24 protein-coding genes are annotated in these 25219 nt (G+C 68.8%); 7 read left to right on the forward strand and 17 right to left on the reverse strand.

Going from position 1 to position 25219, the window contains the following annotated elements; all coding sequences use genetic code 11:
* The first annotated feature begins 18 nt into the window (after positions 1-18).
* Both GVY39_RS26345 and GVY39_RS26350 read left to right on the forward strand, forming a co-directional pair.
* On the forward strand, positions 19-1830 hold the full coding sequence (locus GVY39_RS26345; protein WP_159929226.1) for an ABC-F family ATP-binding cassette domain-containing protein: 1812 nt from the start codon (positions 19-21) through the stop codon (positions 1828-1830).
* A gap of 88 nt (positions 1831-1918) precedes the next feature.
* Entirely contained in the window at positions 1919-2125 is a 207-nt protein-coding gene (locus GVY39_RS26350) for a copper ion binding protein (protein WP_159929228.1), read from the forward strand.
* Positions 2126-2195: 70 nt separating this feature from the next.
* On the opposite strand, the gene rsmA is transcribed toward GVY39_RS26350, so the two are convergent.
* From rsmA to GVY39_RS26365, 3 genes are all read right to left on the reverse strand, one after another.
* Positions 2196-3077, reverse strand: a complete 882-nt coding sequence (gene rsmA / locus GVY39_RS26355) for a 16S rRNA (adenine(1518)-N(6)/adenine(1519)-N(6))-dimethyltransferase RsmA (protein WP_159929230.1) — start codon at positions 3075-3077, stop codon at positions 2196-2198.
* A 280-nt stretch (positions 3078-3357) separates the two neighbouring features.
* The gene (locus GVY39_RS26360) at positions 3358-4485 is read right to left on the reverse strand and encodes a resuscitation-promoting factor (RefSeq protein ID WP_159929232.1); all 1128 of its coding nucleotides are present in this window, start codon (positions 4483-4485) and stop codon (positions 3358-3360) included.
* A 206-nt stretch (positions 4486-4691) separates the two neighbouring features.
* Complete coding sequence (locus GVY39_RS26365) at positions 4692-5519, reverse strand: TatD family hydrolase (protein WP_159929234.1); 828 nt, start codon at positions 5517-5519, stop codon at positions 4692-4694.
* A 71-nt stretch (positions 5520-5590) separates the two neighbouring features.
* Between GVY39_RS26365 and metG the strand changes: the two genes are divergently transcribed.
* Together metG and GVY39_RS26375 are read left to right on the forward strand one after the other, a co-directional pair.
* Positions 5591-7177, forward strand: coding sequence for a methionine--tRNA ligase (gene metG, locus GVY39_RS26370; protein WP_255466280.1), 1587 nt, complete (start codon positions 5591-5593; stop codon positions 7175-7177).
* A 225-nt stretch (positions 7178-7402) separates the two neighbouring features.
* Complete coding sequence (locus GVY39_RS26375; RefSeq protein WP_159929238.1) at positions 7403-8071, forward strand: TetR/AcrR family transcriptional regulator; 669 nt, start codon at positions 7403-7405, stop codon at positions 8069-8071.
* Between the two features lie 129 nt (positions 8072-8200).
* Here the strand turns inward: GVY39_RS26375 and GVY39_RS26380 are convergent, their stop codons facing one another.
* The gene (locus GVY39_RS26380) at positions 8201-8953 is read right to left on the reverse strand and encodes an isocitrate lyase/phosphoenolpyruvate mutase family protein (RefSeq protein WP_159929240.1); all 753 of its coding nucleotides are present in this window, start codon (positions 8951-8953) and stop codon (positions 8201-8203) included.
* An 89-nt stretch (positions 8954-9042) separates the two neighbouring features.
* Positions 9043-9921 carry a 16S rRNA (cytidine(1402)-2'-O)-methyltransferase gene (rsmI, locus tag GVY39_RS26385; protein ID WP_159929242.1) on the reverse strand — a complete coding sequence of 293 codons (879 nt, stop codon included), beginning with the start codon at positions 9919-9921 and terminating at the stop codon, positions 9043-9045.
* 142 nt (positions 9922-10063) lie between these two features.
* On the opposite strand from rsmI, the gene GVY39_RS26390 reads away from it, so the two are divergent.
* Positions 10064-11689 carry a phospholipid carrier-dependent glycosyltransferase gene (locus GVY39_RS26390; protein ID WP_159929252.1) on the forward strand — a complete coding sequence of 542 codons (1626 nt, stop codon included), beginning with the start codon at positions 10064-10066 and terminating at the stop codon, positions 11687-11689.
* Positions 11690-11696: 7 nt separating this feature from the next.
* Here the strand turns inward: GVY39_RS26390 and GVY39_RS26395 are convergent, their stop codons facing one another.
* Positions 11697-12056, reverse strand: a complete 360-nt coding sequence (locus GVY39_RS26395) for a GntR family transcriptional regulator (protein ID WP_159929254.1) — start codon at positions 12054-12056, stop codon at positions 11697-11699.
* Between the two features lie 7 nt (positions 12057-12063).
* Positions 12064-13320, reverse strand: a complete 1257-nt coding sequence (gene arcA, locus GVY39_RS26400; protein WP_159929256.1) for an arginine deiminase — start codon at positions 13318-13320, stop codon at positions 12064-12066.
* Between the two features lie 137 nt (positions 13321-13457).
* Between arcA and soxR the strand changes: the two genes are divergently transcribed.
* Positions 13458-13946: a redox-sensitive transcriptional activator SoxR gene (gene soxR, locus GVY39_RS26405; RefSeq protein ID WP_159929258.1), complete on the forward strand. Its 489-nt coding sequence runs from the start codon at positions 13458-13460 to the stop codon at positions 13944-13946.
* Here soxR and GVY39_RS26410 read toward each other — a convergent pair.
* The 7 genes from GVY39_RS26410 to GVY39_RS26440 all read right to left on the reverse strand — a co-directional run bounded on the left by GVY39_RS26410 (position 13915) and on the right by GVY39_RS26440 (position 22015).
* Positions 13915-14805 (reverse strand): SDR family oxidoreductase, encoded by an 891-nt coding sequence (locus tag GVY39_RS26410; protein WP_159929260.1) that lies wholly within the window; start codon positions 14803-14805, stop codon positions 13915-13917. The two genes, soxR and GVY39_RS26410, sit on opposite strands and share 32 nt — an antisense overlap.
* Positions 14806-14868: 63 nt before the next feature.
* Positions 14869-15996 (reverse strand): glycosyltransferase, encoded by a 1128-nt coding sequence (locus GVY39_RS26415; protein ID WP_159929262.1) that lies wholly within the window; start codon positions 15994-15996, stop codon positions 14869-14871.
* Positions 15997-16100: 104 nt separating this feature from the next.
* The gene (locus tag GVY39_RS26420; protein ID WP_305081056.1) at positions 16101-17942 is read right to left on the reverse strand and encodes a bifunctional diguanylate cyclase/phosphodiesterase; all 1842 of its coding nucleotides are present in this window, start codon (positions 17940-17942) and stop codon (positions 16101-16103) included.
* Positions 17943-17985: 43 nt separating this feature from the next.
* Positions 17986-20121 (reverse strand): Rv1355c family protein, encoded by a 2136-nt coding sequence (locus GVY39_RS26425; protein ID WP_159929264.1) that lies wholly within the window; start codon positions 20119-20121, stop codon positions 17986-17988.
* Positions 20111-20884 (reverse strand): hypothetical protein, encoded by a 774-nt coding sequence (locus GVY39_RS26430; protein WP_195070939.1) that lies wholly within the window; start codon positions 20882-20884, stop codon positions 20111-20113. The genes GVY39_RS26425 and GVY39_RS26430 overlap by 11 nt, the downstream gene beginning before the upstream one ends.
* A gap of 256 nt (positions 20885-21140) precedes the next feature.
* Entirely contained in the window at positions 21141-21575 is a 435-nt protein-coding gene (locus tag GVY39_RS26435) for an effector binding domain-containing protein (RefSeq protein ID WP_159929266.1), read from the reverse strand.
* The gene (locus tag GVY39_RS26440; RefSeq protein ID WP_159929268.1) at positions 21572-22015 is read right to left on the reverse strand and encodes a GyrI-like domain-containing protein; all 444 of its coding nucleotides are present in this window, start codon (positions 22013-22015) and stop codon (positions 21572-21574) included. The genes GVY39_RS26435 and GVY39_RS26440 overlap by 4 nt, the downstream gene beginning before the upstream one ends.
* A 270-nt stretch (positions 22016-22285) precedes the next feature.
* Here GVY39_RS26440 and GVY39_RS26445 point away from each other — a divergent pair, with 270 nt between their 5' ends.
* Positions 22286-23137: a uracil-DNA glycosylase gene (locus tag GVY39_RS26445; RefSeq protein ID WP_159929270.1), complete on the forward strand. Its 852-nt coding sequence runs from the start codon at positions 22286-22288 to the stop codon at positions 23135-23137.
* A gap of 31 nt (positions 23138-23168) precedes the next feature.
* On the opposite strand, the gene GVY39_RS26450 is transcribed toward GVY39_RS26445, so the two are convergent.
* The 3 genes from GVY39_RS26450 to GVY39_RS26460 form a co-directional block, all read right to left on the reverse strand.
* Positions 23169-23402 (reverse strand): hypothetical protein, encoded by a 234-nt coding sequence (locus tag GVY39_RS26450; RefSeq protein ID WP_043697915.1) that lies wholly within the window; start codon positions 23400-23402, stop codon positions 23169-23171.
* A gap of 86 nt (positions 23403-23488) precedes the next feature.
* Positions 23489-23674 (reverse strand): ferredoxin, encoded by a 186-nt coding sequence (locus GVY39_RS26455; RefSeq protein ID WP_159929272.1) that lies wholly within the window; start codon positions 23672-23674, stop codon positions 23489-23491.
* Positions 23671-25140: a cytochrome P450 gene (locus GVY39_RS26460; RefSeq protein WP_236565681.1), complete on the reverse strand. Its 1470-nt coding sequence runs from the start codon at positions 25138-25140 to the stop codon at positions 23671-23673. The genes GVY39_RS26455 and GVY39_RS26460 overlap by 4 nt, the downstream gene beginning before the upstream one ends.
* Between the last annotated feature and the right edge of the window lie 79 nt (positions 25141-25219).

Consider the following 25219-nt stretch of genomic DNA (forward strand, 5'->3'; position numbering starts at 1 on the left):
CAAGACACGGAAGGATCCATGTCCAACCTGATCAATCTCGAACAGGTCCACAAGAGCTTCGGGATCAAGCCGCTGCTGGACAACGTTTCGCTCGGCGTGCACGCGGGCGAGCGGATCGGTGTCGTCGGCCTCAACGGCGGCGGCAAGACCACCCTGCTCGAGGTGCTCACCGGCATCGAGGAACCGGACAGCGGCCGGGTCAGTAGGCTCGGCGGCCTGCGCATGGCCGTGGTGACCCAGCGTGGCGTGCTGCCCGCGGGCGCGACGGTCGGTTCGGTGGTGCTGGCAGGCTTGGCCGACGACGCCATGACCGACGAGGTCGCCGAACACGAATGGGCCGCCGACTCGCGCATCCGCTCGGTGATGGAGGGCATCGGCATCGCCGATCTCGGCTTGGACTCGTCGGTGGACAATCTCTCCGGCGGTGAACGCCGCCGGGTCGCGCTCGCCGCCGCGCTGGTGCGTGAACTCGACCTGCTGGTGCTGGACGAGCCCACCAACCACCTCGACGTGGAGGGCGTGCAGTGGCTGGCCGCGCATCTGCTGAGCCGCCGCAGCGCGCTGGTCGTGGTGACCCACGACCGCTGGTTCCTCGACACCGTCGCCACCAACACCTGGGAAGTGGTCGGCGGCAAGGTCGAAAGCTACGAGGGCGGCTACGGCGACTGGATCTTCGCGCGCGCCGAGCGCGCCCGCCAGGCGGACGCGTCGGAGGCCCGGCGGCGCAATCTTGCCCGCAAGGAGCTGGCCTGGCTGCGGCGTGGCCCTCAGGCGCGCACCTCCAAGCCGCGCTACCGGGTCGAAGCCGCGGAAGCCTTGATCGCCGACGTGCCGCCGCCGCGCGACAGCGTCTCGCTGGCCGCCTTCGCCCGCAAGCGCCTCGGCCGCGTCGTCGTCGAACTCGAGGACGCCACGCTCACCACGCCGGACGGCCGCGAACTCGTGCGGGACCTGACCTGGCGGCTGGCGCCGGGCGAGCGTGTCGGCTTGGTGGGCGTCAATGGTTCGGGCAAGACGACGCTGCTGCGCGCCCTGGCCGGAGACACCGGCGCGAACGGCTCGATACTGGCCTCGGGCAAGCGCGTCCAAGGCCAGACCGTCCAGATCGGCTGGCTACGCCAGGAGCTCGACGATCTGCCGACCGACCTGCGCGTACTGGAGGCGGTGCAGCAGGTGGCGCAGCGGATCATGCTGGGCGACAAGGAGATCTCGGCGGGGCAGCTGGCCGAGCGGCTCGGCTTCACGCCCGCCCGCCAGCGCACGCCGGTCGGCGACCTGTCCGGTGGCGAGCGCAGGCGCCTGCAGCTCACCCGCATCCTCATGTCCCAGCCGAACGTGCTGCTGCTCGACGAGCCGACCAACGACCTGGACATCGACACCCTCCAGCAACTGGAGGACCTGCTCGACAACTGGGCGGGGACACTGGTCGTGATCAGTCACGACCGGTACCTCATCGAGCGGATCTGCGACTCGACGTGGGCTCTGTTCGGCGACGGCAAACTCACGAACCTGCCCGGCGGCATCGAGGAATATCTCACCAGGCGCGCGTCCCTCACCGAAAACCGGACCCGCGCCGGCGCGCCGGAGGCCAAACCCGCCGATGCTTCGGCCACCGATTCCGCGACCTACCGCGCGGCCCGTAAGGAGCTGACCCGCCTGGAGCGCGCCATCGACAAGTTGTCCGATCGCGAGCAGCGTTTGCACGCCGCGCTCGCCGACGCGGCCACCGATCCGGACAAGCTGGTTACGCTGGGCGCGGAGTTGAAGCAGGTGCTCGCGGAGAAGGAAACGGCCGAGGAGCGCTGGCTGGAGCTGGCCGACGGCGTGTGAGCCGCCTTGCGCCGTATACCCTTAGGGGGTATCTTTCGTATTGGAGATACCCCCCGCCCGTATTGAACAGGATGTGAAGGAGTCGGACATGCCCATCACCACTTACACCGTCACGGGGATGACCTGCGGGCACTGCGTCAGCTCCGTCAAGACCGAGATCGGCAAGATCGACGGCGTGACCAGCGTCGACGTCGACCTCGCCAGCGGCGCGGTCCGCGTCGACAGCACCGCGCCGATCGCCGCCGCCGACATCGTCGCCGCCGTCGACGAGGCCGGCTACGAAGTCGCCGTCTGACCCGGTCTTCGCACACCCGCGTGGCTCCCCGCACATGAACATGCGGGGAGCCACTGCCGTAAGCGAAGGGCTATGCCTGAGCGGCCAAGCGGACGAAGGCGGCCGTATCGAGGGTCTCGCCGCGGGCGGTGGGAGCGATGCCCGCCGCGAGCAGGCGGCGCTCGGCTTCGGCGGGTGAGCCCGCCCACGTGGCGAGGGCCGCGCGCAGGGTCTTGCGGCGCTGCGCGAACGCCGCGTCGACGACCGCGAAGACACGTCGGCGGTGCTCGGCGTCCATCGGCCACGGCGACTCCGCGAAGCGATCGACCCGGACCAGCCCCGACTCGACGCGCGGAACCGGCCAGAACACCTGAGTGCCGACCGCACCCGCGCGCCGGACAGTCCCATAGAAGCCCGCTTTCACACTGGGCACACCGTAGGTGCGGCTGCCGGGTTCGGCGGCCAGGCGATCGGCCACTTCGGCCTGCACCATCACCAGAGCGACCGCGATACCGGGCAACTCGCCGAGCAGATGCAGCAGCACCGGCACCGCCACGTTGTACGGGAGATTGGCCACCAGCGCGGTCGGGGCGGCGGGCAGATCCGCGGCGGCGACGCGCAACGCGTCCGCCTCGACCACCGACAGGCGCTGCGCCAACTCGGGGGCGCGGTCGGCGACGGTCACCGGAAGGTGCCGCGCTAGTACCGGATCGATCTCGACCGCGACCACCGAGTCCACCACGTCCAGCAGCGCGAGGGTCAGTGACCCGAGACCGGGCCCGACCTCCAGCACGACATCCCCGCGCCCCACTCCGGCGGCCGCGACGATCCGTCGCACCGTGTTCGCGTCGTGCACGAAATTCTGTCCGAGTTGCTTGGTCGGCCGCACCCCGAACCGTTCGGCCAGCACCCGCACCTCGGCGGGCCCGAGCAGCGCAGCGCTCCCACGAGCGGAGATTTCAGGTTCGGACACCTCGAGAATCTATCAACCGCGGGATCGGCCGGGCCGCGACGTCTCCCCCGCCAGGTGGACACCGGACTCATGCCGACCTCCGAGCAGCGCCGCGCCCGGCGAGAATCGATGGGTACCGACCACAGCCGCCGGAGGCCGGGAGCCGTTTCATCGATACGTTCGGCGCGACGGAGTCGGCGACTTCGACGACGAGCCGGTCGTGTACCGCACCCGGTCAGCGCGCCGATTCACGCTCGGCGGTCTGCTCCGCACGCGATGCCCGGGGGCCCCAGGTCCCGCGTCAGTTGATGCCGAGCCGGCCGGTGCACGCGGGCCAAGCGCCCCAGCCCTGCCGCTGCCTGGTGATCTCGGCGATGGCGATCTGCTCTTCCCTGGTGGCCAGGTCGGCGCGGGGGGCATAGCGCAGGCCGCCCTGCCGCTCCCAGGTGCCCTGATCGAACTGCACGCCGCCGTAGTAACCGTTGCCGGTGTTGATCGACCAGTTGCCGGTCGATTCACAACGCGCGAGCGCGTCCCAGATCGCGCCGTCGCGCACCGGCGGCACCTCGGTGCCCGGCTTGGCGCCCTTCCGGACGGTCTTCGGCTCCGCCGCGACGGTCACCGTCGTGGCGACCGGTTTACGGTCCACTTCCTGACCGTTGACCATGGTGACCGCGAACGTGACGTTCTGGACGCCGGGCGAGCCGGGTGATTCCACCACCGTGCGGCTCATGTTCAGGGTCGGGTCCTCGATGACGTTCTCCGGCGGATCCAGCGGCAGCGTCTCGGTGTGCTGTTCGACCCGCTTGCGCGTCACGGTGATGCGCAGATTGTTCGTCAACGGGGTGGACGCGTCCGGTTCGACGGAGTCCTGCTCGATCAGCGGGATGCCCGTCACCTTCAGGAATTCGCCGACGGTCGGCGCCGCGGCGCGCACGTCCACGGGATTGCCGAGGCCGTCGAGCAGCGAGACCATGCGCGGAGTCGCGATCAACAGCGCGGCGCCCTGCAGCGGGAGCCGCTCGTCGCGCGCGGGTGAGACGTACACCTCTTTCGGGATCTTCAACTGCTCGAGCGCTTCACCCGCGGTCACCCCGGTGGTCCACACCTTCTGCGTCATCCCGTCCACGGACAGAGCGACTTCGCGCGCGCGGTTGAGCGTGATGGTGGCGCCGTCGGCGATGCGCGCGGCCAGGGCGGGGGCCACCTTGTCCCGCTCCGTCACGGCGAAACCCGCGGCCTTCAGTACGCCACGCACGTCCGGCGACATCGTGGTCTGGAACAGCTTCTCGCCGTCCACCACGACGGTGACCGTCTTGCGATTCATGATCGCGAGACCGGCGCCGACGATCAACGTCAGCAGCAACGCGCCGACCGCGATGTGCAGCAGCGGCGAACGCGACTGGTTGATCCGCGTGAAGGGGGACATGGTCACAGCACGATAACGAGAGGGTCGGGCGCCGACAACAGCAAGCTCAGGAACAGCGCCTTTTCAATATCACGATCAAATATCGACAGCGCAGGTAAATCACGAAACGACATACCAAAAGTGACTTAGGACACATTTCGCATACCTTGCCCCCGTGCGGGCATTCGACAGTGCCCTTGCGGATACGCGCGCCTCCGGCGCCTCGCTCAGATGCGGTAGACGCGACGGGCGTTGGCGGTGGTGATCTTCGCCAGTTCCAGTGGATCCTGCTCGCGCAACTCGGCCAGCGCTCGCACGGTGTACGGCAGGCAGTACGGCTCGTTCGGCGCTCCACGGAACGGGTGCGGGGTCAGATACGGCGCATCCGTCTCGACCAGGATCTGATCGTCGGGCACGACCTTGGCCGCTTCCCGCAACTCGTGCGCGTTCTTGAAACTCACCGTCCCGGAGAAACTGAGGATGTACCCCTCGGCCACGCACGACAGCGCCATGTTCGTGTCCGAGGAGAAACAGTGGAAGATCACGCTGTCGGGCGCGCCCTCGTCCAGCAGTACGGTCAGCAGGTCGTGGTCGGCCTCGCGATTGTGGATCATGAGCGGCTTGCGGACCCGCTTGGCCAGGTCGATGTGCCAGCGGAAACCCTCGATCTGCGTCTCGATGTCGGCACAGCCGTCCAGCTTGCCCGGCCAGTAGTAATCGAGGCCGGTCTCGCCGACGGCGACCACCCTCGGGTCCTCGGCCAAGCGCTCGAGTTCGGCCTTCGCGTCGTCGTCGAGCGCGTTCGCCCTGGTCGGGTGCAGCGCGACGGCGGCGAACACGCGCTCGTCCCAGTGCGCGGCCCGCACCGCCCACCGCGCGGCGGCCAAGTCGTCGGCAACGGTGACCACCCGGCCGACCCCGACCGAAGCGGCGCGGTCCACGATCGCCGCGGTGGAGGCCGCGTCGGTCGCGCCGCAGGCGTCCAGGTGGGTGTGCGCGTCCACGATCGGCGACAGCGGCTCGGGCAACTCCGGCGCGGGACGTCCGGCGCTCATCAGCGGTCCCCGCGCGGCGCGGACACGAGGACCCGCGAATCGGCGACGGGCATATTCACGCGAGCGGAAGAATGCACGCGCATTACAGTAGACACACCATGAGCGAAGCTGACCGCCCCGCCTTCTACATCACCACGGCCATCGCCTATCCCAACGGCGCGCCGCATATCGGGCATGCGTACGAGTACATCTCCGCCGACGCCATCGCCCGTTTCAAGCGCCTCGACGGCTACGACGTGTTCTTCATGACCGGCACCGACGAGCACGGCCAGAAGATGCAGCAGGCCGCGGCCGCCGAGGGCATCCCGGTGGAAGAGCTCGCGGCCCGCAACTCCGATGTGTTCGAGGCGCTGGACAAGACGCTCGACATCTCCTTCGATCGGTTCATCCGCACCACCGATGCCGATCACCGGGAGGCCTGCGCCGCCATCTGGGAGCGGATGCTGGCCAGTGGCGACATCTACCTGGGCAACTACTCGGGGTGGTACTCGGTGCGGGACGAGGCGTTCTACACCGACGAGGAGACCACGGTGCTCGAGGACGGCACCCGCATCTCCACCGAATCCAAGACGCCGGTCACCTGGACCGAGGAGTCGAACTACTTCTTCCGGCTGTCTGCCTACCAGGACAAGCTGCTGGCGCTCTACGAGGAGCACCCGGAATTCATCGGGCCCGCGACCCGGCGCAACGAGATCGTCAGCTACGTCAAGGCGGGTCTGAAGGACCTGTCCATCTCGCGTACCACCTTCGATTGGGGCGTGCCGGTGCCTGGCCACCCGGATCACGTCATGTACGTGTGGGTGGACGCGCTGACCAACTACATCACCGGCGTCGGCTTCCCGGATACCGATTCCGCCGCGTTCGGCAAGTTCTGGCCCGCCGACGTGCACATCATCGGCAAGGACATCACGCGGTTCCACACGGTGTACTGGCCCGCGTTCCTGCTGTCGGCGGGTGTGGAGCTGCCGAAACGCGTGTTCGTGCACGGGTTCCTGTACAACAAGGGCGAGAAGATGTCCAAGTCGGTCGGCAACGTGGTCGACCCGCTGGAACTGGTCGAGAACTACGGCTTGGACGCGGTGCGCTTCTTCTTGCTGCGCGAGATCTCCTACGGCCAGGACGGCAGCTACAGCCACGAGGCCATCGTGAGCCGGATCAACAGCGATCTGGCCAACGAGTTCGGCAACCTGGTGCAGCGCAGCACCAAGCTGGTCGCGCGCGACTGCGGCGGCGTGGTGCCCACGCCCGGCGAGTTCACCGAGGACGACCGCGCCCTGCTCGATCTGGCGGGTGGTCTGCTGGAGCGCTGCCGCGCCGAATTCGACGCGCAGCAGATGCATCTGGCGCTGGAGGCGATCTGGCTGACGCTGGGCGAGACGAACAGGTACTTCTCCGCGCAGGCGCCCTGGGCGCTGGCGAAGTCCGGCACGCCGGATGATCTCGCGCGCGAGGCCACCGTGCTGTACGTGACGCTGGAGGTGCTGCGCGTGGTCGCGATCCTGGTGCAGCCGGTGATACCGGGGTCGGCGGAGCGCATCCTCGACCAGCTGGGTCAACAGAGCCGGACGTTCGCCGATATCGCGACGCCGATCGAGCCCGGTGTGGCGTTGCCCGCACCCGAACCGGTGTTCCCGAAGTACATCGAACCGAAGGACTGACTGTTCCGGCCCGCCCGCCGGTGGGCCGGAACCATAAGGCGCACAACGGTTTCGCGGTGTCACCCGAAGGCCTGCCCACGGGTGGGTCCACCTGCCTTCCCGCCGTGTAATGCGTTGTCGGATAATGAAACACCGGTTCGCGGCCCCCTGCGACGGCCCAGAACCGTGTGCGATCGGTACGACGACGTTCCGTTCGGGATCGGTTCCGGCACAGAGAGGGCACACATGGGCCAGCACCACGCGGCGACATCCGTTCAGCGGTCCGGATTCGCCGAGCGGCATCGGGTGGCACGCGAAGCCGTGCTCACGTCGCAACGCGGCAGGCTGGTCGAGGCCATGGTGGAGTCCGTGGACAACAAGGGCTACCCGGCGACCACACTCACCGACATCGTGGCCCGAGCCCGCGTCTCGCGCACCACCTTCTACGACCATTTCGCCAACAAAGAGGAGTGCTTCGCCGAAGCGGTGCACACCGGGGTCGACATCATGGCGACTCGGATCGCGGACGAACTGGCCCAACTGCCGCCGGACGCCGACGCCTACGCCAAGATCGAGTCCATCGTGGTCACCTTCTGCCAGACCGTCGCCACCGAGCCGGATTTCGCCCGGCTGGTGCTGGTGGAGTCGTTCAAGGTGAACCAGGCCGCCGTCGGCTACCGCGACCTGGCCGTCGACCGCTTCGCGCAGCTGTATCGGGTGTTCTACGACCAGGCCCGCGCGGCGGACCCGACGCTTCCGGAACTGTCCGACGGACTGATCGCCCTGATCCCGGACGCGATCGGCGAGCGGACGCGCCGCGTGATCGTCGCCGAAGGGCCGGCTCGGGTGCCGGATCTGGCGCCGCTGTTCGTTCAGTTCGTCATGAGCGCGCTAGGGCTGCCCGTTCCCTCCTGAACACCGCCGGCCGGTTCACCGCCCGCACACGAACGACTCGGTCCACCGTGCGAGGCCGAGCTCACCGCCGTACCGGTGGGCTCGGCCTCCGGTCGCGGACCTGCCACAAGGACGAGCCCGTCCCCGGTCTCACTTCCAGCGATCGAGGAGGGTATTGACCTCCCTGGTCAGCGCGGCCTGCAAGTAAGGGCCGAAAGTGATCCGCGCGACGCCCTGGTCGGCGAGGGCCGCCTTGTCGGCTTGATCCGGCTGGACCGTGGCGCTGACCGGCAGCGGCAGTTCGGCGGTCAGGCGGCGCAGGTCGGCCTCGGCGTGGCGGCCCACCGGAAACAACACGTCCGCGCCAGCCTCGGCGGCCAGCCGCAAGCGCTCGATCGCGCGGTCGACCCGATCGGCGTCGTCGCCGTCCTTGCGCAGGAACAGATCGGTGCGCGCGTTGACCACCACGTGCACGCCCGCTTTGTCGGCGGACTCGCGCAATCCGCGCACGAGGTCGGCGTGTTCCTGCGCCGCGCGCAGGCGCCTGCCCTCGCTGTGCACGGTGTCCTCGATGTTCAGTCCGATCGCCCCCGCCTCGAGCAAGCCCTCGATCAGCCGCGCGGGTTCCAGTCCGTATCCCGACTCGATGTCGACCGACACCGGTACGTCCACCGCCGCCGTGATCTGGCCTACCCGGGCCAGGGACTCTTCGAACGTCATCCCTTCCCCGTCCCCGCGGCCGATCGATTCGGCGAGCGGATGACTACCGACCGTCAAGGCCGGAAAACCCGCCTCCACAGCCACTTTCGCGGACCAGGCATCCCACACCGTCGGGAAGACTCCCGGATCCCCGGGCACGTGCAACCCGAGAAACGTCGTGGCCTTGCTCTCCAGAGATGTCATACCGACGATCTTGCCCGCCGCCGCACCCTTGGTCGACCACCCACGGCGGAGCGAAATTTCACACCCGGTCGACGCGCGGCGCGTACCGGCTAGGACGTGCGGCGCGCGGTGAGAACCGCGTCGTAGAGTTCGCGGCGGGAGACGGCGTGTGCGGCGGCGACCTCGGCGCAGGCATCCTTGAGGCGCAGGCCGGTCGCGGTGAGGGTTTCGACGTCCCCGACCAGGTCCGAGGGGTCGGCGGAGGCGGGCTCACCGCCGGCGAGGACCACCGTGATCTCGCCACGCGCGCCCTCGACGGCCCAAGCGGCCAGTTCGGCCAGGGTGCCGCGAACCACTTCCTCGTAGGTCTTGGTCAGTTCCCGGCACACGGCGGCGCGGCGGTCCGGGCCGAGGACCTCCACCGCGTCGGCCAGGCAGTCGGCGAGCCGATGTGGCGCCTCGAAGAAGACGCAGGCGCGCGGTTCGGCGATCAAGGTCCGCAACCACTCCCGGCGCTGGCCGGATTTGCGCGGCGGGAATCCGTCGAAGCAGAACCGTTCCACCGGCAACGCCGACAGCGCCAGGGCCGTGGTCACCGCCGAAGGGCCGGGCAGGCAGGTCACCGCCAAGTCGCGCTCGACGCACGCCGCCACCATGCGGTAGCCCGGGTCGCTCACCGACGGCATGCCCGCGTCGGTCACCAGCAGCACCGTGCGCCCGCCCGCGATCTCGTCGAGCAGCATCGGGATCCGCGCGGTCTCGACGTGATCGTAGAAGCTGACCACCCGGCCCGACAGCTCCACGCCGAGCGCCTTGGCCAGCGACCTGGTCCGCCGCGTGTCCTCGGCGGCCACCACGTCCGCTGTGGACAGGGCATCGCGCAGGCGCTGCGAGGCATCCCCGACGTCGCCCATCGGTGTCGCCGCCAGCACGAGCCTGCCCCCTGCCACCTGCGTCACCACACTCCTGTCCACGTCGAGCACATCCATCGAGCAGCGTATCGGCCCGGCCACGGGAACCGACCGGCACACCGGGGAACTCCACAACTCAGGCGGATTCGACGGTGAGCCGGACGCACCCAACTGGTACGGCCTGAATTACCACCGTGGCGCGACAGCATACGATCGGGGCGTGACCCAGGTGACCGACCAGCGCGCGACCGCACGGTTCGGAACCGTGCCCTCCTGGTCGAGTCCGGGACCGCTGCGGCCGCCGCCCGACTTCGGCCCGGCCGATCGCCCGCGCGGCTGGCTGGTGACGGCGTTCCTCACCGCGATCGCCGCGGTCACGCGCTTCACGATGCTCAACTACCCGACCGACGCGGGCACACCGGTGTTCGACGAGAAGCACTACGCCCCGCAGGCCTGGCAGATGCTCACTGGCGGCTGGGTGGAGGACAACCCCGGCTACGGGCTGGTGGTGCATCCCCCGGTCGGCAAGCAACTCATCGCGGTCGGCGAGGCGATGTTCGGCTACAACGGCTGGGGCTGGCGCTTCACCGCCGCTCTCGCCGGAACCGTGCTGGTGCTGCTGGTGATCCGGATCGTGCGCCGGATGGCGCGCTCCACCCTGATCGGCGCGATCGCGGGCATCCTGCTGATCGCCGACGGGCTCACCTTCGTCTCCTCGCGTATCGGCATGCTCGACATCTTCATGGCGCTGTTCGTCACCGCCGCCTTCGGCTGCCTGATCGTCGACCGCGACGAGATGCGCGCCCGGCTCGCGCGCGCGGACATCAAGGGCCGGATCGGCGTGACGGACTCCGGACCCCGCCTCGGGGTGCGCTGGTGGCGTTTCGGCGCGGGCGTGCTGCTCGGCCTGGCCTGCGGAACCAAATGGTCCGGCATCTATTTCATCGCGGCCTTCGGCCTGATGAGCGTCTACTTCGACCTCTCGGCGCGGCGGACGTACGGGGTGCGCCGCCCCTGGCTCGGCGTGGCGCTGCGCGATATCGGGCCCGCGCTCTACGCACTGGTGCTCGTGCCGCTCGGCGTCTACCTGGCGAGCTATTGGGCCTGGTTCGCGAGCGAGACCGGCGTGTACCGGCACATGCCGGGCAATCCGTCGGCGCCGACCGACCCGATCGGTACCGGCGGATTCTGGTCACATGTGGCGCCGGACGCGCTGCGCTCGCTCTGGTACTTCAACGCCAGGTCGCTGGAATTCCACACCGAGCTCACCAATTCGGCGGGCAACCATCACCCCTGGGAATCCAAACCCTGGACCTGGCCCATGGGCCTGCGCCCGATGTTGTACTACTACGCCGACAGCGGGGTCACCGGTTGCGGGCAGACCCAGTGCGTGAAGGCCGTGATGCTGATCGGGACGCCGGCCATCTGGTGGGTCGCGGGTCCGGTACTGGCCTGGATGCTGTGGCGCACCGTGGTCCGCCGCGACTGGCGCTACGGCGCGGTGCTGGTCGGCTACGGCGCCGCGCTGCTGCCCTGGTTCGCCACCCTCGACCGGCAGATGTATTACTTCTACGCCGTCCCGATGGCCCCGTTCCTGGTGATGGGCGTGGCGCTCGCGCTCGGCGACGTGCTGGGCCCGGCGCGCCCCTCCACCATTCCGCGCAGCCCCGCCGGGACCTACCTGCCCGCCCCACCTAACGAACGACGCAGTCTCGGACTGCTCGCGGTCTGTCTCTACCTGGGTCTGGTGATCGCCAACTTCATCTGGCTCTGGCCGATTCTCACCGCCTTGCCGATCACCCCGGGCAACTGGCACGACCACCTCTGGCTGCCCAGCTGGAGGTGAGGCGTGGTCAGCCTTCGAGGGCCGCTCGCACGTATCGCAGCGCGGCGGCGTCGTCCAATCCCAGCCTGCGCACCGTCGCGACGTATGCGGTGGCCGCGCGGCCCGCTACGTCCCTGGTCGGGTCACCGGACGACGCGATGAACGACCCCTGCCTGCCCCGCGTTTCGACCACTCCGTCGGCCTCCAGCTCACGGTAGGCCCGCGCGACCGTGTTCGGGGCCAAGCCGAGTTGGGCGGCAAGGGCGCGGACGGTCGGGATCTTGGTTCCGGCGGTCAGCTCGCCGGAACGCACCTGGGCGATGACGCCGAGGCGCAACTGCTCGTAGGGCGGCACCGGCGATTCGTGGGAGACCGTGATGGTGAACATGGCGGGCTCACACGTCGTCTCGGGACAGCGGGCAGGACAGGCAACGAGGTCCGCCGCGGCCGGAGCCCAATTCGGACCCGGGAATGCGCAGCACCTCGATCCCGGCGTCCTCGAGTCTGGCGTTGGTCATCTCGTTGCGCTCGTAGGCGACCACCACGCCGGGAGCCAGCGCAAGGGTGTTGTTGCCGTCGTCCCACTGCTCGCGTTCGGCGGTGACCCCGTCCAGGCCGGTGTCGATCACCCGCAGCTTGTCGATGCCCATCGCCTCGGCGGCCGCGGGCAGGAACGGGTCGGGCCCGCGCATGCTGACCCGGCCGCTGCCGAGCCGGCCGCCGTAGTCGTCCTCCTTGCGAATCGTGAAAGCGCACAGCGACTCACGCACCGCGGGGTACATCACGACGGCGTCGGCGTCGACCATGGTGCACACCGTGTCCAGGTGCATGGTCGCGCGCGTCTGCGCGATCGGCAGCACCAGTACGGTGTGGGCCAGGTCGTCGTCGAACAGGCTGCGCGCCAACGCTTCCGCGCCCGCGGGCGAGGTGCGCTCGCCGACGCCCACCGCCACCACGCCCTCCGACAGCAGCAGCACGTCACCGCCCTCGATCGGCGCGGTATGCGATTCGTAGGCGCGGCGCACCCCGAGGAAACGGGGATGGAAGGCGTAGATGAGGTCGGTCAGCGAGGTCTCCCTGCTGCGGGCGGGCAGCGCGAGCGAGGTGATCGCGACACGCGGACCGACCCAGAACGACGAGTCCCTGGTGAACAGCAGATTGGGCAGCGGGTCGATGACGAAGTCGCCGCCGTGGTGCATGCGGCGGACCAGCGAGGTGGCGTCGGGCCCGAACGGCAATTCGTCGAATGTCATGCCCGCCATGAGGATCTCGGCCAGTTCCGCGGCGGGCACGCCGCGCAGGAATGCGGCCAGCTCGTCGGCCAGGGCGTGCCCGAGCCTGCGCGCGTCGACCGCGGCGGAAATGCCCTGGACGCGGGCCGCGCCGCTGACCGCGAGCGTTTCGGCGAGCAGGTCGGACAACAACAGCACCTCGGTGCCGCGCCCGCGCAGCACCTCGGCGAAGGTGTCGTGCTCCTGCTGGGCGCGCTCCACCCACGGGATGCCGTCGAACAGCAGCTGATCGTTGTTGCGCGGGGTGAGCCTGCGCAGCTCGCTGCCGGGACGGTGCAGCAGCACCGTACGCAGCGCGCCGACTTCGGACGTCACGGCCAAACGCGCACCCTCCCGCGCGGACACAGCATCTGCTCCCATGATCAGACCGTAGTGCGCCGCGGCCCGGAGAGCACGGAATTCCTCGGCTTCGAATGCCGACCGGTCCGCGATCCCCCGAATCCGGTCCCCCACACCCTAACCTGAAGTATTGTTGAGGTGAGTAGGGAGGAGCGTGCATGTCGACAGCAGCCGATTGGCGGGCGAAAGAGCTGACCCCGGGGCAGCTTTCCGAGCGTAGTGGAGTGGCGGTCTCCGCGTTGCACTTCTACGAACGGGAAGGACTGATCACGAGTAGACGCACCAGCGGGAACCAGCGCAGATACGCCCGCGAGACCCTGCGCCGCGTGGCGTTCATCCGCATCTCCCAGCGCGTCGGCATACCGCTGAGCGAGATCCGGGCAGCCCTCGATCAGCTACCCGAGGGGCGCACTCCGACCCGGCGCGACTGGGAGACGCTGTCGACCGCGTGGCGCGCCGACCTCGACGACCGGATCACCCAGCTGATCCGCCTGCGCGACAGCCTCACCGGTTGCATCGGCTGCGGCTGCCTGTCGCTGGGCACCTGCCGCCTGGTCAACGAGCACGACCGGCTCGGCGCCGAGGGACCCGGCGCGCGCGTGCTCGACGTGCATCTCAACTGCCCGTCGAAGCCAGCAGCCTGCTGAACCGCGCGCTGGTGCGGCGCATCACGAACTCGTAGGGGAAGGCGAATTTGCGCGCCCACCAGTAACCGAATCGGATGTCGAACGAGCTGTAGACCAGGAACCGGTTGCGTTCGATCCCGCGCAGGATCGCCGTCGCCACCTTCTCCGGCGGCACCGCGTGCTCGGCGAAGGCCGCGGTGAGCCGCTTGATCTTCGGGTCCTCCTTGTCCACCCCGACCAGCTCGACGCTGCGTACCAGCGGCGTGTTCACCGCGCCCGGCGCCACCAGGTGCACCGTGATGCCGTGTTGCGCCAGATCGAAGCGCAGGACCTCCGACACGCCACGAATGCCGTATTTGCCCGCGCTGTATGCCGCGTGCCACGGCAAGGCGAGCAGACCCGCCGCGGAGGACACGTTCACCAGCGCGCCACCCTTGCCCGCGCGCACCATCGGCGGCACGAAGGTCTCGATGACGTGGATCGGGCCCATGAGATTGACCTCCACCATGCGCCGCCAGTGCTTGTGCTCCAGGTTCTCCACCGTCCCCCAGACCGACGTGCCCGCGATGTTCATGACGACGTCCAGGCTGCCGAGTTCGGCGTGCACCCGATCGGCGAAGGCGCGCACCGCGTCGTAGTCGGTGATATCCAGCGCTTCCGCCAGGGCGACGCGGCCGCCCGCGGCGCGGATGTCGGTCACCGTGGCGTCCAGGCCTTCGGCATCGATGTCGGTGAGCACCAGTTCGGCGCCGTCCGCTGCGGCGGCCATGGCGGTGGCCCGGCCTATGCCGCTGGCGGCACCGGTGACCAGAACCTTCCCCTCGCGCACCGTCGTTCGACCCGCTCGCCCGCGACTTCTACCCAGCACTGCGCATCCCATCTCGAATCGCCGAATCGGTTTCCCGCAGGGTAGTCCAGGCGACGGTCTCCGACCGCAACGCCGTTACCGCCCGAGCACCGCGAGCATGCCCGCGACGGCGCGCGGCCAGGTGAACTGCTCGGCGCGGCTGCGTGCGGCTCGGCGCCGACCGGCCTGCGGCATGGCCAGCACGTCGCTGACCGCCTGCGCGAAAGCGGACGGATGATCGGCGGCCACCGCGCCGCAGTCGGTGGTCACGATGTCGGCCAGCGCCGAGGATCGGCTGGCCACCACGGGTGTGCCTGCCGCTAGCGCTTCCAGAGCGGCGAGTCCGAAGGTCTCGTGCGGGCCCGGCGCCAGCGAGACGTCCGCGGTGGCAAGCAGTTTGGCGACCATCTCGCGGTCGGAGATGAAACCGGTGAAGTGCACGGCGGGCACCCCGCCGGGCAGCGGAGCCAGCGCGCGAGCCCGCCGTTGCAGCGCGTCCCGGCGCGGCCCGTCCCCCGCGACGACCAACCGCGCCTCGATCCCGGCGTCGCGCAACGCGCCGACCGCCTCGATGCTGCGATCCACCCGCTTCTCGACCGACAACCGGCCGCAGTGCACCAGCAGCGGATGACCGGGCACGCCGAGATCGGCCCGCAGCCCGCGATCACGCCGGTCCGGGCGGAACAGCTCGAGGTCGACACCGAGCGGGACCAATTCGACGTTCGCCGCGCCGATGCGCTGGAACTCCTCGCGCGCGAACCGGGTGGTGCACACCACCATGTCGTAGTGGGTGGCGGTGCGCCGGTTGGCTACGTCGGCGCACCGGCGCGCCACCGGGCCGGGCAGCACCTGCCCCAGCAGCCGGTCGAGCCGCTCGTGCGAGATCATCACGCCGGTCACGTCGCGACGCCGCGCCCAGCGACCGAAGCCGCGCAGTGTCAGCCGGTCGGACACCTCGAGCACGTCGGGCCGCAATCCGTCCAGGACGTCGGCCACCCGGCGGGGATCCGCGGCACGGTAGCCCCCGGTCCACGGAATGGCCAGCGCCGGCAGCGTGATCCGCACGACCCCCGTGGGCAGGATCTCCTCCGATCGGCGCGGACCCGGCACGATCAGCACCACGTCGTGGCCTGCGGAGACATAGCCCTCGCCGAGGTGGTGCAGCGCCGTGCGCAGCCCACCCGAACGCGGACCGTAGAAGTTCGCAAGCTGAACTATGCGCACGTGGCCGATGTTGCAGCGGATCGGGTTACCGGCGACCAACGGTAGGTGAACGGCCGTGAAAGAAAAGGACAACCAGCCGCCCACCGGCGGATGCGGCCGTGATCTCAGTGCGCGGGCAAGCCGCGCCCGGCGCGGGGCAGATCCAGATCGAGCGGGATCCGGCCTGCCACGAGATGCTCCTCGACCTGCTCGGCGGGCATCGGCCGCGCGATCAGGAAGCCCTGCGCGCGGTAGCAGCCGAGGCCGACCAGCGTCCGCGCGGCGACCGCCGTCTCGACGCCCTCTCCGACGACGCCCAGCCCGAACGAGCCGGCCAAGCCGATGATGGACTTCACGATGGCCAGATCGTCGGTGCTGGCGCCGAGCCGCTGCACGAACCCCCGATCGATCTTCACCGCGTCCACCGGCAGCGCCTTCAGATGCGACAGCGAGCTGTAGCCGGTACCGAAGTCGTCGATGGCGATCTGCACGCCCATCCGCTTCAATCCGCGCAGGGTGACCTGCGTGCGGGCCAGATCCTGGACCACGACGTGCTCGGTGATCTCCAGGCACACAGAGCTGCCGTCGATGCCGAACAGGCGAAGGATGTCCTCGATGCGCTCGACGAAATCGAGGCTGACCAACTGCACCGGCGACACGTTGATCCGCATCACCACGTTGCCGGCCATACCCCGCCTGCGCCATTCGGCGAACTGCGCGCACGCCGACCGGATGACCCAGCGTCCGAGCTCACCGGCCAGGTTGGTGGCTTCGGCGACGGTGACGAACGCGGCGGGCGGCAGCAGCCCCCTGGTCGGGTGCAGCCAGCGGACCAGCGCCTCCAGCGCGACGATGCGACCCGTGCGCAGGTCCACCTCGGGCTGATAGTGCAGCAGCAGCGAGCCGTCCGACACCGCGCCGCGGAGGTTGAGCTCCACGTCGTCCTGGAGTTCGAACTGGGCGCGCATGGTGTCGGTGAACACCGCGACGCCGTTGCCGCCGCCCGACTTCGCCGACAACAGCGCATGATCGGCGCGTCGCAGCACGTCGGCGACAGTGGTCTCACCGGGGATGCCCAGCGCCACTCCGACGCTGGCTCCCCGGCTGACGGACTCGCCGCCGACGGTGACGCGCCGGGCGATCAACTGCTGGATCCGGTTGGCCTCGTATTCGGCGGCCACCGCGTCCATCGGTTTGGCGGGCACGATGACGAACTCGTCGCCGCCTAATCGGGCGATCATGTCGTTCGGGTCGAGGTTCTCCCGCAATCGCGTCGACAACGTGCGGATGAAGTTGTCCCCGGCGGTGTGACCGAGGAAGTCGTTGAGAGCTTTCAAGCGGTCCAGGTCGAGGAAGAAGGCCGCCACCGGGCCGGGGCTACCGGAACGTAATCGCTCTTCCATGTGCTCGAGCAGCGCTCGCCGGTTCGCCAGGCCGGTCAGGTCGTCGTGCAGCGCGATATATCGGAGACGTTCCTCCGCGACCACCCGCGCCTGTAATTGCGCGAAGAGCGCCGCGATGGCTTTGAGCACGTTGAGTTCGCGGGTGCTCCACTCCCGGTCACCCGACTTGACGAACCCGAGCACGCCGGTCGGCTCGCCCCGCGACAGCAGTGGCACGGCCGCCGAGGTCACTCCGGCGATGCCGGACCCCCGGCGGACGGTCTCCTGGTAATCGGCGAACTCCGGGGTCGGACGGGCGACCATCGGCTCGGTCGCGTTCTCCAGCGCACGGAACACCGGGTCGGCGCCGTCGAAGTAGATCACGCCGAGCGGGTCCGGATCCGGCACGTGCTGCCGGTGCGGCCACTCCGCGATGAGCACGGTTGCTCGACGTTCACGGTCGGTGTGGCGCACGTAGCTGAAGTCCACGTCGAAGTACTCGACCAAGTGCGCGAGCACGCGTTCGGTGGCGGCGACCATCGTCGTGGCGTCCACACCCATCAGCTCAGAGGCGACCTGGGTCACCAACGAGTCGAGTGTCCGCCGTGGCACATTGTCTCCGATCGCGCTAACTACTGGTGTCCACACCGAGCACCGGACGCCGCCTGCTGCGTACGGTGGCGGCGGAGGCGTAGCTCAGGCGAAGCACCAACGCCATGGTCTCATGCTCAGGCACTTCCAGCAGGTCCAGGAAACGGCCCTGAAGTGACGCTAGTGTATCCGTGAAGTCGGGGGAAATCGCAGCAAGTTCCGCCGGGCGTCGGGCGTAGAGGTATACCGGCGAAATCGGTTGCACACACAATCCGAGGCGCTCGGCCTGCACCCAAACCCGCGCGACCGCCGCGCCCCCCTCCGCGTAGTCGGTCAATCGCGGGTCGGTCGCCTCGAACGTCACCGCCAGAATGGCCGAGCTGGACCGCACCCGGTCACCGGTGTATTTCCCCAGCGCCGAACCACCCGACCAGGATCGCAACTGCGCCATGACGTCGGCGCGGGTGGTGATCTCGAATGCCGCCCACTCGTCGTCGGTCAGTTCCAGGCTGCGGGCATCGATCCCGGTCTCCGGGTCGTCGTCCGGCCAACGAACTTCGGCGAGCATTTCCTCGTATAACCGGGGCGTGAGATAGCGGATTCGATCGGAATCGCTCAGCAAATGCGCAGCTTCTTCGATGCCCCGCCGGCCCACTACCGCACGCACGTGCGCGCCGGCCGATTCGGCGGTTTCGGCGAGGGCATCGAGTACCCCGTCGGCCAGTCTGGCCCCGGTGCCGACCCTGCGGTTGGTCTCGCGCCGCAATACGGCGGGATAGTCGGCGGCCATTTCGGCGCTCCGGTCGTTTCCCAGCCGCAGGCGCGCGACGAGCAGGCCGGACCCCGGCGCACCCTCGATGAACTCGTGCGGGCCGAGAATCCCGTGCGCGGCCGCAGCGACCCGCGCGTTGTACACGGCCGCGCCGAGCGCGACGGCGCTGCCGCGATAGCCGATATCCATCGCGGTGCTGTGCTCCGGCGCCAGCTCGATGAAGATGTCGCTCGCTGCGGCTCGCAGCGACCAGGGCTGCATGTTTCCGCCGGACGGCGCCCGCTGCGCGCAGGCCAGGACACTGCCGACGGGCCCCGCAACGGCCTCCGGCGTCGCTTCGGCCCACACCGGCTCGTCGTTCGGCGGCGGATCGGCCAACTCGTCGAGATGCTGTTCCACGTCGACCCGCACGCGACCGGAATCCAGCTTCCACCCCAGTCCGATGCGCCGGACGGCGGCGACCACGCTCGCGGCGCCGAGCGTGACGTCCTCGGCCAGCTGCGGCCAGCTGGTCACCGTCTCGCCGACCTCGACCAGGCTCGCGCCCAGCCGCGGTGACAATCCGGCAGCGCCGAGCAGCTTCACCACGAACGGGGCCTTCTCCCTCGAAGTCAGCCCGCGCAAGTCCTGTGCGCGGACGTCGCCGAGTAATCCGTGAAACGCCGGGCGCTGAGGTTCCAGATCGAAACGCTCGACATCCAGCAAACCCCGATCGCTGGTCTCCATCAGGACGGGAACGCGGTGCCGGGCCGCCGCCTCGCGAACCACCAGTTTCATATCGAGCGAATCACATTCCTCGACCACGATCGCGAGCCCCGCCAAGAACTCGTCCACCGAATTCTCGTCGACGCCGGATTCGAAGACCTGTACCGGCAGATAGGGATCCAACTCGGCAATACGGCGCGCGGTTACCACCGCTTTGTTGACGCCGACGTCGAACAGCGTTCCCGCAACCCGGTTCAAATTGGACAACTCGATTTCGTCCAAGTCGGCCAAGCGTAATTCACCGCAAACGCCCTCGAGTGCGAGCAGATGCGCGATAGCGTGCCCCGCGCTTTGTCCGATGATCCCGATCGTTTGTCCGGCCAAGCGATCCTGCTCGGCTCTGGTCAGTTTGTTCCGATTGCGGTCCAGCCGAATCATCCGGAAAGTACGCGGCCCCGGCAATCCGACCACCGTCGCGCGCCACGGATAGTAGATCCAGCGATCCGCCTCCGGGCCTTCCGCGATATCCGGCGCGGCGACCATTCTTTCGTACTCCACGTGCAACGACGCACGTAGATCGAGGAATTCGATGTGCGGGTCCGCGCGCAACCCGGCGAGTATCCGGGCATCTTCCGGATCGGTGGAGTCGAGGATCAGCGGCCGGTGGTCCGCTACTCGGTTGGGGTCATCGCCCATATCCGCGCCGGCCCTCCGTCCCACAGCCGATCGCGCACCGCGTGTCGAGCGGACGTGCGGCAGGCAGGCCGAGCGCGTCCTGTTCGGCGTGCGTCAGCGACCGCTGCGCTTCCTCGGCGAACACGGCGTAACCGCGGGTGTCCCACCACAGCGGAACGGTCTGGTAGCGCTCGTCCGGATACGGCACCGAAGGGATGTGCTCGGCGGGCACCGCCCCGCAGGCCGAATGACGGGCCACGGTGAACGATGCCACCGTCGCGAAGCCGTAGCGCGCGCCGAGCAGGCGCGCGCCGTGCAGCACGGTGCGCGAGATCGCGGCGCCCAACTCGGCTCGCTTGGCCGCGTCGCGCGCGACCCACGCCCCCTTGGCTTCGACCACCCCGTGCGGTATCCGATCGGCGATCATCCGGCGCACCTCCTCGGCGCCCGGATGACCGGCCCACTCGACCAGCGCGTGCGCCTGCTCCGCGTCGGTGTAGGGCCCCTGCATCCGCACCCCGGCGACCATGTCGCCGTCGGCGTCGAGCGCGGCGAAGAACAGCGACGTCGATTCGCCGTCGGCGACCGTGTCGTATTCGAGTGCGTGTTCGACGCCGAAGCGCCGGTAAACATCCAGTGCCCCGCCGAGATACCGGTGCCAGAGCTCCGGTGACACACCCGGTTCGGAGACAAAGAACGCACACTCGGATTGCGCGTCGTAATACCGCCGCACTCCCCGCCCACGGGAGTTCCTCGGCACGACTGCAATCAGATCCACAGTCATGTTGTTCCTACTCCATCGCCGCGCCGCCCTGCGCGATAGTCCAGCCCGATCCAGCCCGATGCAGCCCCCACGGCCTGAGCCGAGATGAAGTTGCCCAGGGCAGTATCCGTCATCGGGCAGGAATTGACCAGCCGTCCGGCTAATCTTCCGAAAACTCTCCGGTACACCGACTATTTCCCCAGGTCAACCGGTACGCAATCAGTATCGAAAATAACGTGGAGACCAGTTGGTTCGGAGATAGTTACTATTCAGCAAGCTAAACGAGGATCGAAATGAACAACTCGACCGACTCCGGCCCGTGCCAGATCTCGATTTCTTCCCGATAGGCGCGAGTGATCTCGGCGGACGCCGTCGCGTCATCGACCTGGGCCCAGACGTCCTCCACCGGATCGTGATAGTCGCCGTTGGGCGCGAAGCGGGCATAAACGCCTTTCGGCACCCGCACCAGGACATCGCCCACCGGCACGACGTCCGGGGAGGGGTACTCGAAGCAGACCACCGCGTTGTAGTTCCCGGCCGGGTCCGGCACGTACACCGTGTACATCGGACGATCCTCGCCCGCCCGGTCACGCAGCCGGTCCTTGAGGAAGTCGATCAGGTCGCTGTTGCTGACCTTGAAGCTCGGGCGCACGCGCGGAACCACCAGCCCGCCGTAGATCGCCTCGGCACGCACCACGATCGCATAGCTCATCGCGCGTCTACCGCCAAGTACAGATCGATCTTGTAGGCGTGCGGATAACACTCGAAATCGCCGGTATAGGTGCGCTTGATCTGGTTGTGCTCCTCGGCGTAGGCGATCTGCGTCCACAGGTCGGTCATCACCTGCGGGAAGTTACCGACCGAGGAGAACCGGGCGTAGGCGCCGCGCGGCAACCGGGCGACCAAGTGACCGCGGGTGACGTCGTCGAAGGAGGAGCACTGGTAGCCGACGATCTGCGTGTTGTAGGTGCCCAGCTCCCCGGTGTAATCGGTGTAGGCGCTGGCCAGCGGCCCGCCGAGTTCCTGGTGCAACACCGCAGCCCAGGCGGCCTCCAGATCGCGGTCACGCAGTTCCCCGAGCGCGCGTTTGGGGCTGCGCACCGGCAGCCCGGCAACCCACGTCTCGTCCCGCTCGACGATTTCAAACTGCATGAAAAGACTCTTTCGATGGAAGCCGGAGGTGAACCACCGCATCCGGTCGGTCGGAATCGCCATGCTACCAACCCGGACCGGGTGGTACCGATCACATGTCCAGCCCGAAGGACGCCCGATCACGTCGCTGAACTGGACAGATGTCCGAAGCGGTCCGGCACGCGCGAGGCGGATCGTCACGGGGCGGCATCGGCCCGCACGGCTGATGCATAGTGGGCATGATCGTCCGGTTCGCCGATCCCGTGGCACCGCCGAACGGAGCGCTGATGAATGAGACCCCGATCTTCGACCGACATCGCCGTACCGCCGCGGCAGCCGGGCCGTGGCACCGGTGCGAGCGCCATATGGGGCGTGACGACGCCGACCCGAGCACCCCGCACTGACGTGTGCCGGACCATCGCAGAACTCGACGCGGCGGTCGCCGACTGCTTCGCCTGCCCACGCTTGGTCGCCTGGCGCGAACTCGTCGCGAAACAGAAGCGGGCCGCCTTCCGCGACCAGACCTATTGGGGCCGCCCGGTCCCCGGATTCGGTCCGGGGGACGCGCGGATGCTGATCGTCGGACTCGCGCCCGCCGCGCATGGCGGCAACCGGACCGGCCGTATGTTCACCGGCGACCGCAGCGGCGACGTGCTCTACGCGGCGCTGCACGCGGTCGGTCTGGCCAACCAGCCGACCGCGGTCGGTGTCGACGACGGCCTGCGACTCGACGGCGTGCGGATCACCGCCCCCGTGCACTGCGCGCCGCCGGACAACAAACCGACGCCGGAGGAACGCGATCGTTGCAGCCACTGGCTGGAGACCGAACTGGGCCTGCTGACCCCCACCGCGCGCTCGGTGGTGGTGCTCGGCGCGTTCGGTTGGCAAGCCCTGCTCCCGGTGCTGGCGCGCGCCGGATGGGTCGTCCCGCGCCCGCGACCGAAGTTCGGCCACGGCGCGCACGTGGAACTGGCCGCGACCGACGCCGACCGTAGCCCGCTGCACCTGTTCGGCTGCTACCACGTGAGTCAGCAGAACACCTTCACCGGCCGCCTCACACCGGCCATGCTCGAGCAGGTACTCGCCGAAGCGGCGGTGGCCGCCGGGCTCGACGTGCGGCGAAGTCACGCACCGCGCGGGTGATCGGTCTCGCAACCGGCGCCGATCCAGCGAGTCAGACGTGGTCGACGAGTGCGGGATGACCCGCTTCGTGGGCGCAGTGCGCGCAGCAGAAGTAGTCGCCGCGCGCCTCGACGCCATGGCCGAGGATGCGGCAGGAACAGTGCGTGCACGTCGGAGCCATGGCGTTGATCGCGCATTCGAAGCTGTCGAACGTGGCGGACTCGCCGTCCCGGGTGATGGTGAACGTCTTGTCGTACTCGTTTCCGCAGGTGTCGCAGGTGGCCATGAGGTTCACGGTCCTCTCGCGTCGATGGGAAGAGCGTCGCAGTTCGCGGTACCCACGCCTGAGGACGCAAAACGGACCCGGGGGCCTCAGGCCAGGCGCAGCGCACCGACCGGGCAACTGTCGACGACCAGCTCCAGAAGTTCCCGCTCCGACGGCTCGACGGTCTCCGGCGGCGCGACGATTCCGTCGTCACCGACCCGGAACAGGTCGGGCGCCAGTGCTTCACACATGCCGTGCCCCGCGCACACGATGCGGTCGGCGACGATTCTCATCGGTCGATCCGCTCCAGCCGGATGGGCAGTCCATCGGCAGGCACCGGACCCGTCCCGGCGACCAGCGGCATCCGGTAGCCGTCCGGCACGCTCCAGCGATACCGCAACAGCATCTGGTGCACAACGGCTTTGACCGTCATGCCGCCGAAGTAGAGGCCGATGCACTTGTGCGCGCCGCCGCCGAAGGGCGCCCACGCGAAGCGGTGCGATTTGTCCTCACGGCGGTGGTCGGCGAAACGCTCCGGGTCGAAGGTGTCGGCGTCGTGCCAGTACTGCTCGGTGCGCATGAGGCCGTACGTGCCGCAGAGGATGAACGTCCCCTTCGGCAAGTAGTAGCCGAGGATGTCGGTGTCGGCGATGGTCTGGCGGACCTGCTGGGCCACCGGCGAGTAGACCCGCAGCGCCTCCTTGAACGCGAGGTCGAGCGAGGGCAGGCGGTCGAGATCGTCGTAGTCCAGCGTGGGCTTGCCCAGCGCGAGCGATTCGGCGCGCAGCCGCTCCTGCCATTCGGGATGCCTGCCGAGCTCGTAGACGAGCATGGACGCGGCGATGGTGCTGGTGTCGTGGGCGGCCATCATCACGAAGATCATGTGCTCGACCACCTCGCTGTCGGTGAAGGTCTCGCCTTCGGCGGTGCTCGCCCGGCAGAGCACGCTGAACAGGTCGTTGCCGCCGCCCGCGCGCTTGGCGGGCAACTCACGGCGGAAGTGCTTCTCGAGCACCCGGCGCCCGCGCACGCCGCGGGCCCACACCCCGCCGGGCACGTTCGCGCGGATCAGCGCGGCGCCACCGCGCACCGCGTCCTCGAAGGCACGCTCCAACCGTGCGGCGTCCTCGCTGAGTTCGGCGCCCGCGAAGACTTCGGTGGCCTGCTGGAGCAGCAGTTTCTTGATTTCGCGGTAGACGCGGAAGTCGTCGGCGGGCTCCCACCGCGCCATGCCGCGGGTGATCCGCGGCGTTGTCATGTCCAGGTAGCCGATCAATCGCGGACGCGTGAACGCCTGCTGCATGATGCGCCGATGGTAGAGGTGGTCGTCGAAGTCGCGCAGCAACAGTCCGCCGTGGAAGAACGGGCCGATCAGCCACTCCCAGGCCCGCTGCGCCGACAGCACCTTGTTCCGGTCCAGCATCACCGCCTCGTAGCCCTCCGGGCTGCCGATCGTGACCATCCGCCGACCGAGCATGCCGAACCACTGCACCGGGCCGAGGCGATCGAATCTCGCGCGCGCGAACTGGATCGGATCGGCCAGCGCGTGCAGGGTGTAGCCGATGCCGGGGAGCCCGAAGTCGCCGAGCACCGGTTTCAGTCCGCTGCCCGGCGGCGGATCGGCCAGCGGACGCACCCGCACCGGATACCGCGCGACCAACCGCGCGGCACCACGCTGCGCGCGCCACGCCCAAGTGGCCCGCGCCTGGCGGACCGTGTCGTTGACCTCGTCCATCGACTGGGGCACAAGCAGACTCATGACCGTCTTCCCTTCGCGACACTGCGATGATCCGACGATATAGGAAACACACGTTTCCGTAAACGTTTGTTTCCCAATT

The organism is Nocardia sp. CY15, assembly GCF_009829295.1.
GTDB lineage: Bacteria > Actinomycetota > Actinomycetes > Mycobacteriales > Mycobacteriaceae > Nocardia > Nocardia sputi.

Coding starts and splice junctions, on each gene's coding strand:
- GVY39_RS26345 (WP_159929226.1), top strand. CDS start 19: ATGTCCAACCTGATCAATCTCGAACAGGTCCACAAGAGCTTCGGGATC.
- GVY39_RS26350 (WP_159929228.1), top strand. CDS start 1,919: ATGCCCATCACCACTTACACCGTCACGGGGATGACCTGCGGGCACTGC.
- GVY39_RS26360 (WP_159929232.1), bottom strand. CDS start 4,485: ATGTCCCCCTTCACGCGGATCAACCAGTCGCGTTCGCCGCTGCTGCAC.
- GVY39_RS26365 (WP_159929234.1), bottom strand. CDS start 5,519: ATGAGCGCCGGACGTCCCGCGCCGGAGTTGCCCGAGCCGCTGTCGCCG.
- metG (WP_255466280.1), top strand. CDS start 5,591: ATGCACGCGCATTACAGTAGACACACCATGAGCGAAGCTGACCGCCCC.
- GVY39_RS26375 (WP_159929238.1), top strand. CDS start 7,403: ATGGGCCAGCACCACGCGGCGACATCCGTTCAGCGGTCCGGATTCGCC.
- GVY39_RS26380 (WP_159929240.1), bottom strand. CDS start 8,953: ATGACATCTCTGGAGAGCAAGGCCACGACGTTTCTCGGGTTGCACGTG.
- rsmI (WP_159929242.1), bottom strand. CDS start 9,921: ATGGATGTGCTCGACGTGGACAGGAGTGTGGTGACGCAGGTGGCAGGG.
- GVY39_RS26395 (WP_159929254.1), bottom strand. CDS start 12,056: ATGTTCACCATCACGGTCTCCCACGAATCGCCGGTGCCGCCCTACGAG.
- arcA (WP_159929256.1), bottom strand. CDS start 13,320: ATGGGAGCAGATGCTGTGTCCGCGCGGGAGGGTGCGCGTTTGGCCGTG.
- soxR (WP_159929258.1), top strand. CDS start 13,458: ATGTCGACAGCAGCCGATTGGCGGGCGAAAGAGCTGACCCCGGGGCAG.
- GVY39_RS26410 (WP_159929260.1), bottom strand. CDS start 14,805: ATGGGATGCGCAGTGCTGGGTAGAAGTCGCGGGCGAGCGGGTCGAACG.
- GVY39_RS26425 (WP_159929264.1), bottom strand. CDS start 20,121: ATGGGCGATGACCCCAACCGAGTAGCGGACCACCGGCCGCTGATCCTC.
- GVY39_RS26430 (WP_195070939.1), bottom strand. CDS start 20,884: ATGACTGTGGATCTGATTGCAGTCGTGCCGAGGAACTCCCGTGGGCGG.
- GVY39_RS26435 (WP_159929266.1), bottom strand. CDS start 21,575: ATGAGCTATGCGATCGTGGTGCGTGCCGAGGCGATCTACGGCGGGCTG.
- GVY39_RS26440 (WP_159929268.1), bottom strand. CDS start 22,015: ATGCAGTTTGAAATCGTCGAGCGGGACGAGACGTGGGTTGCCGGGCTG.
- GVY39_RS26445 (WP_159929270.1), top strand. CDS start 22,286: ATGAGACCCCGATCTTCGACCGACATCGCCGTACCGCCGCGGCAGCCG.
- GVY39_RS26450 (WP_043697915.1), bottom strand. CDS start 23,402: ATGGCCACCTGCGACACCTGCGGAAACGAGTACGACAAGACGTTCACC.
- GVY39_RS26455 (WP_159929272.1), bottom strand. CDS start 23,674: ATGAGAATCGTCGCCGACCGCATCGTGTGCGCGGGGCACGGCATGTGT.
- GVY39_RS26460 (WP_236565681.1), bottom strand. CDS start 25,140: ATGAGTCTGCTTGTGCCCCAGTCGATGGACGAGGTCAACGACACGGTC.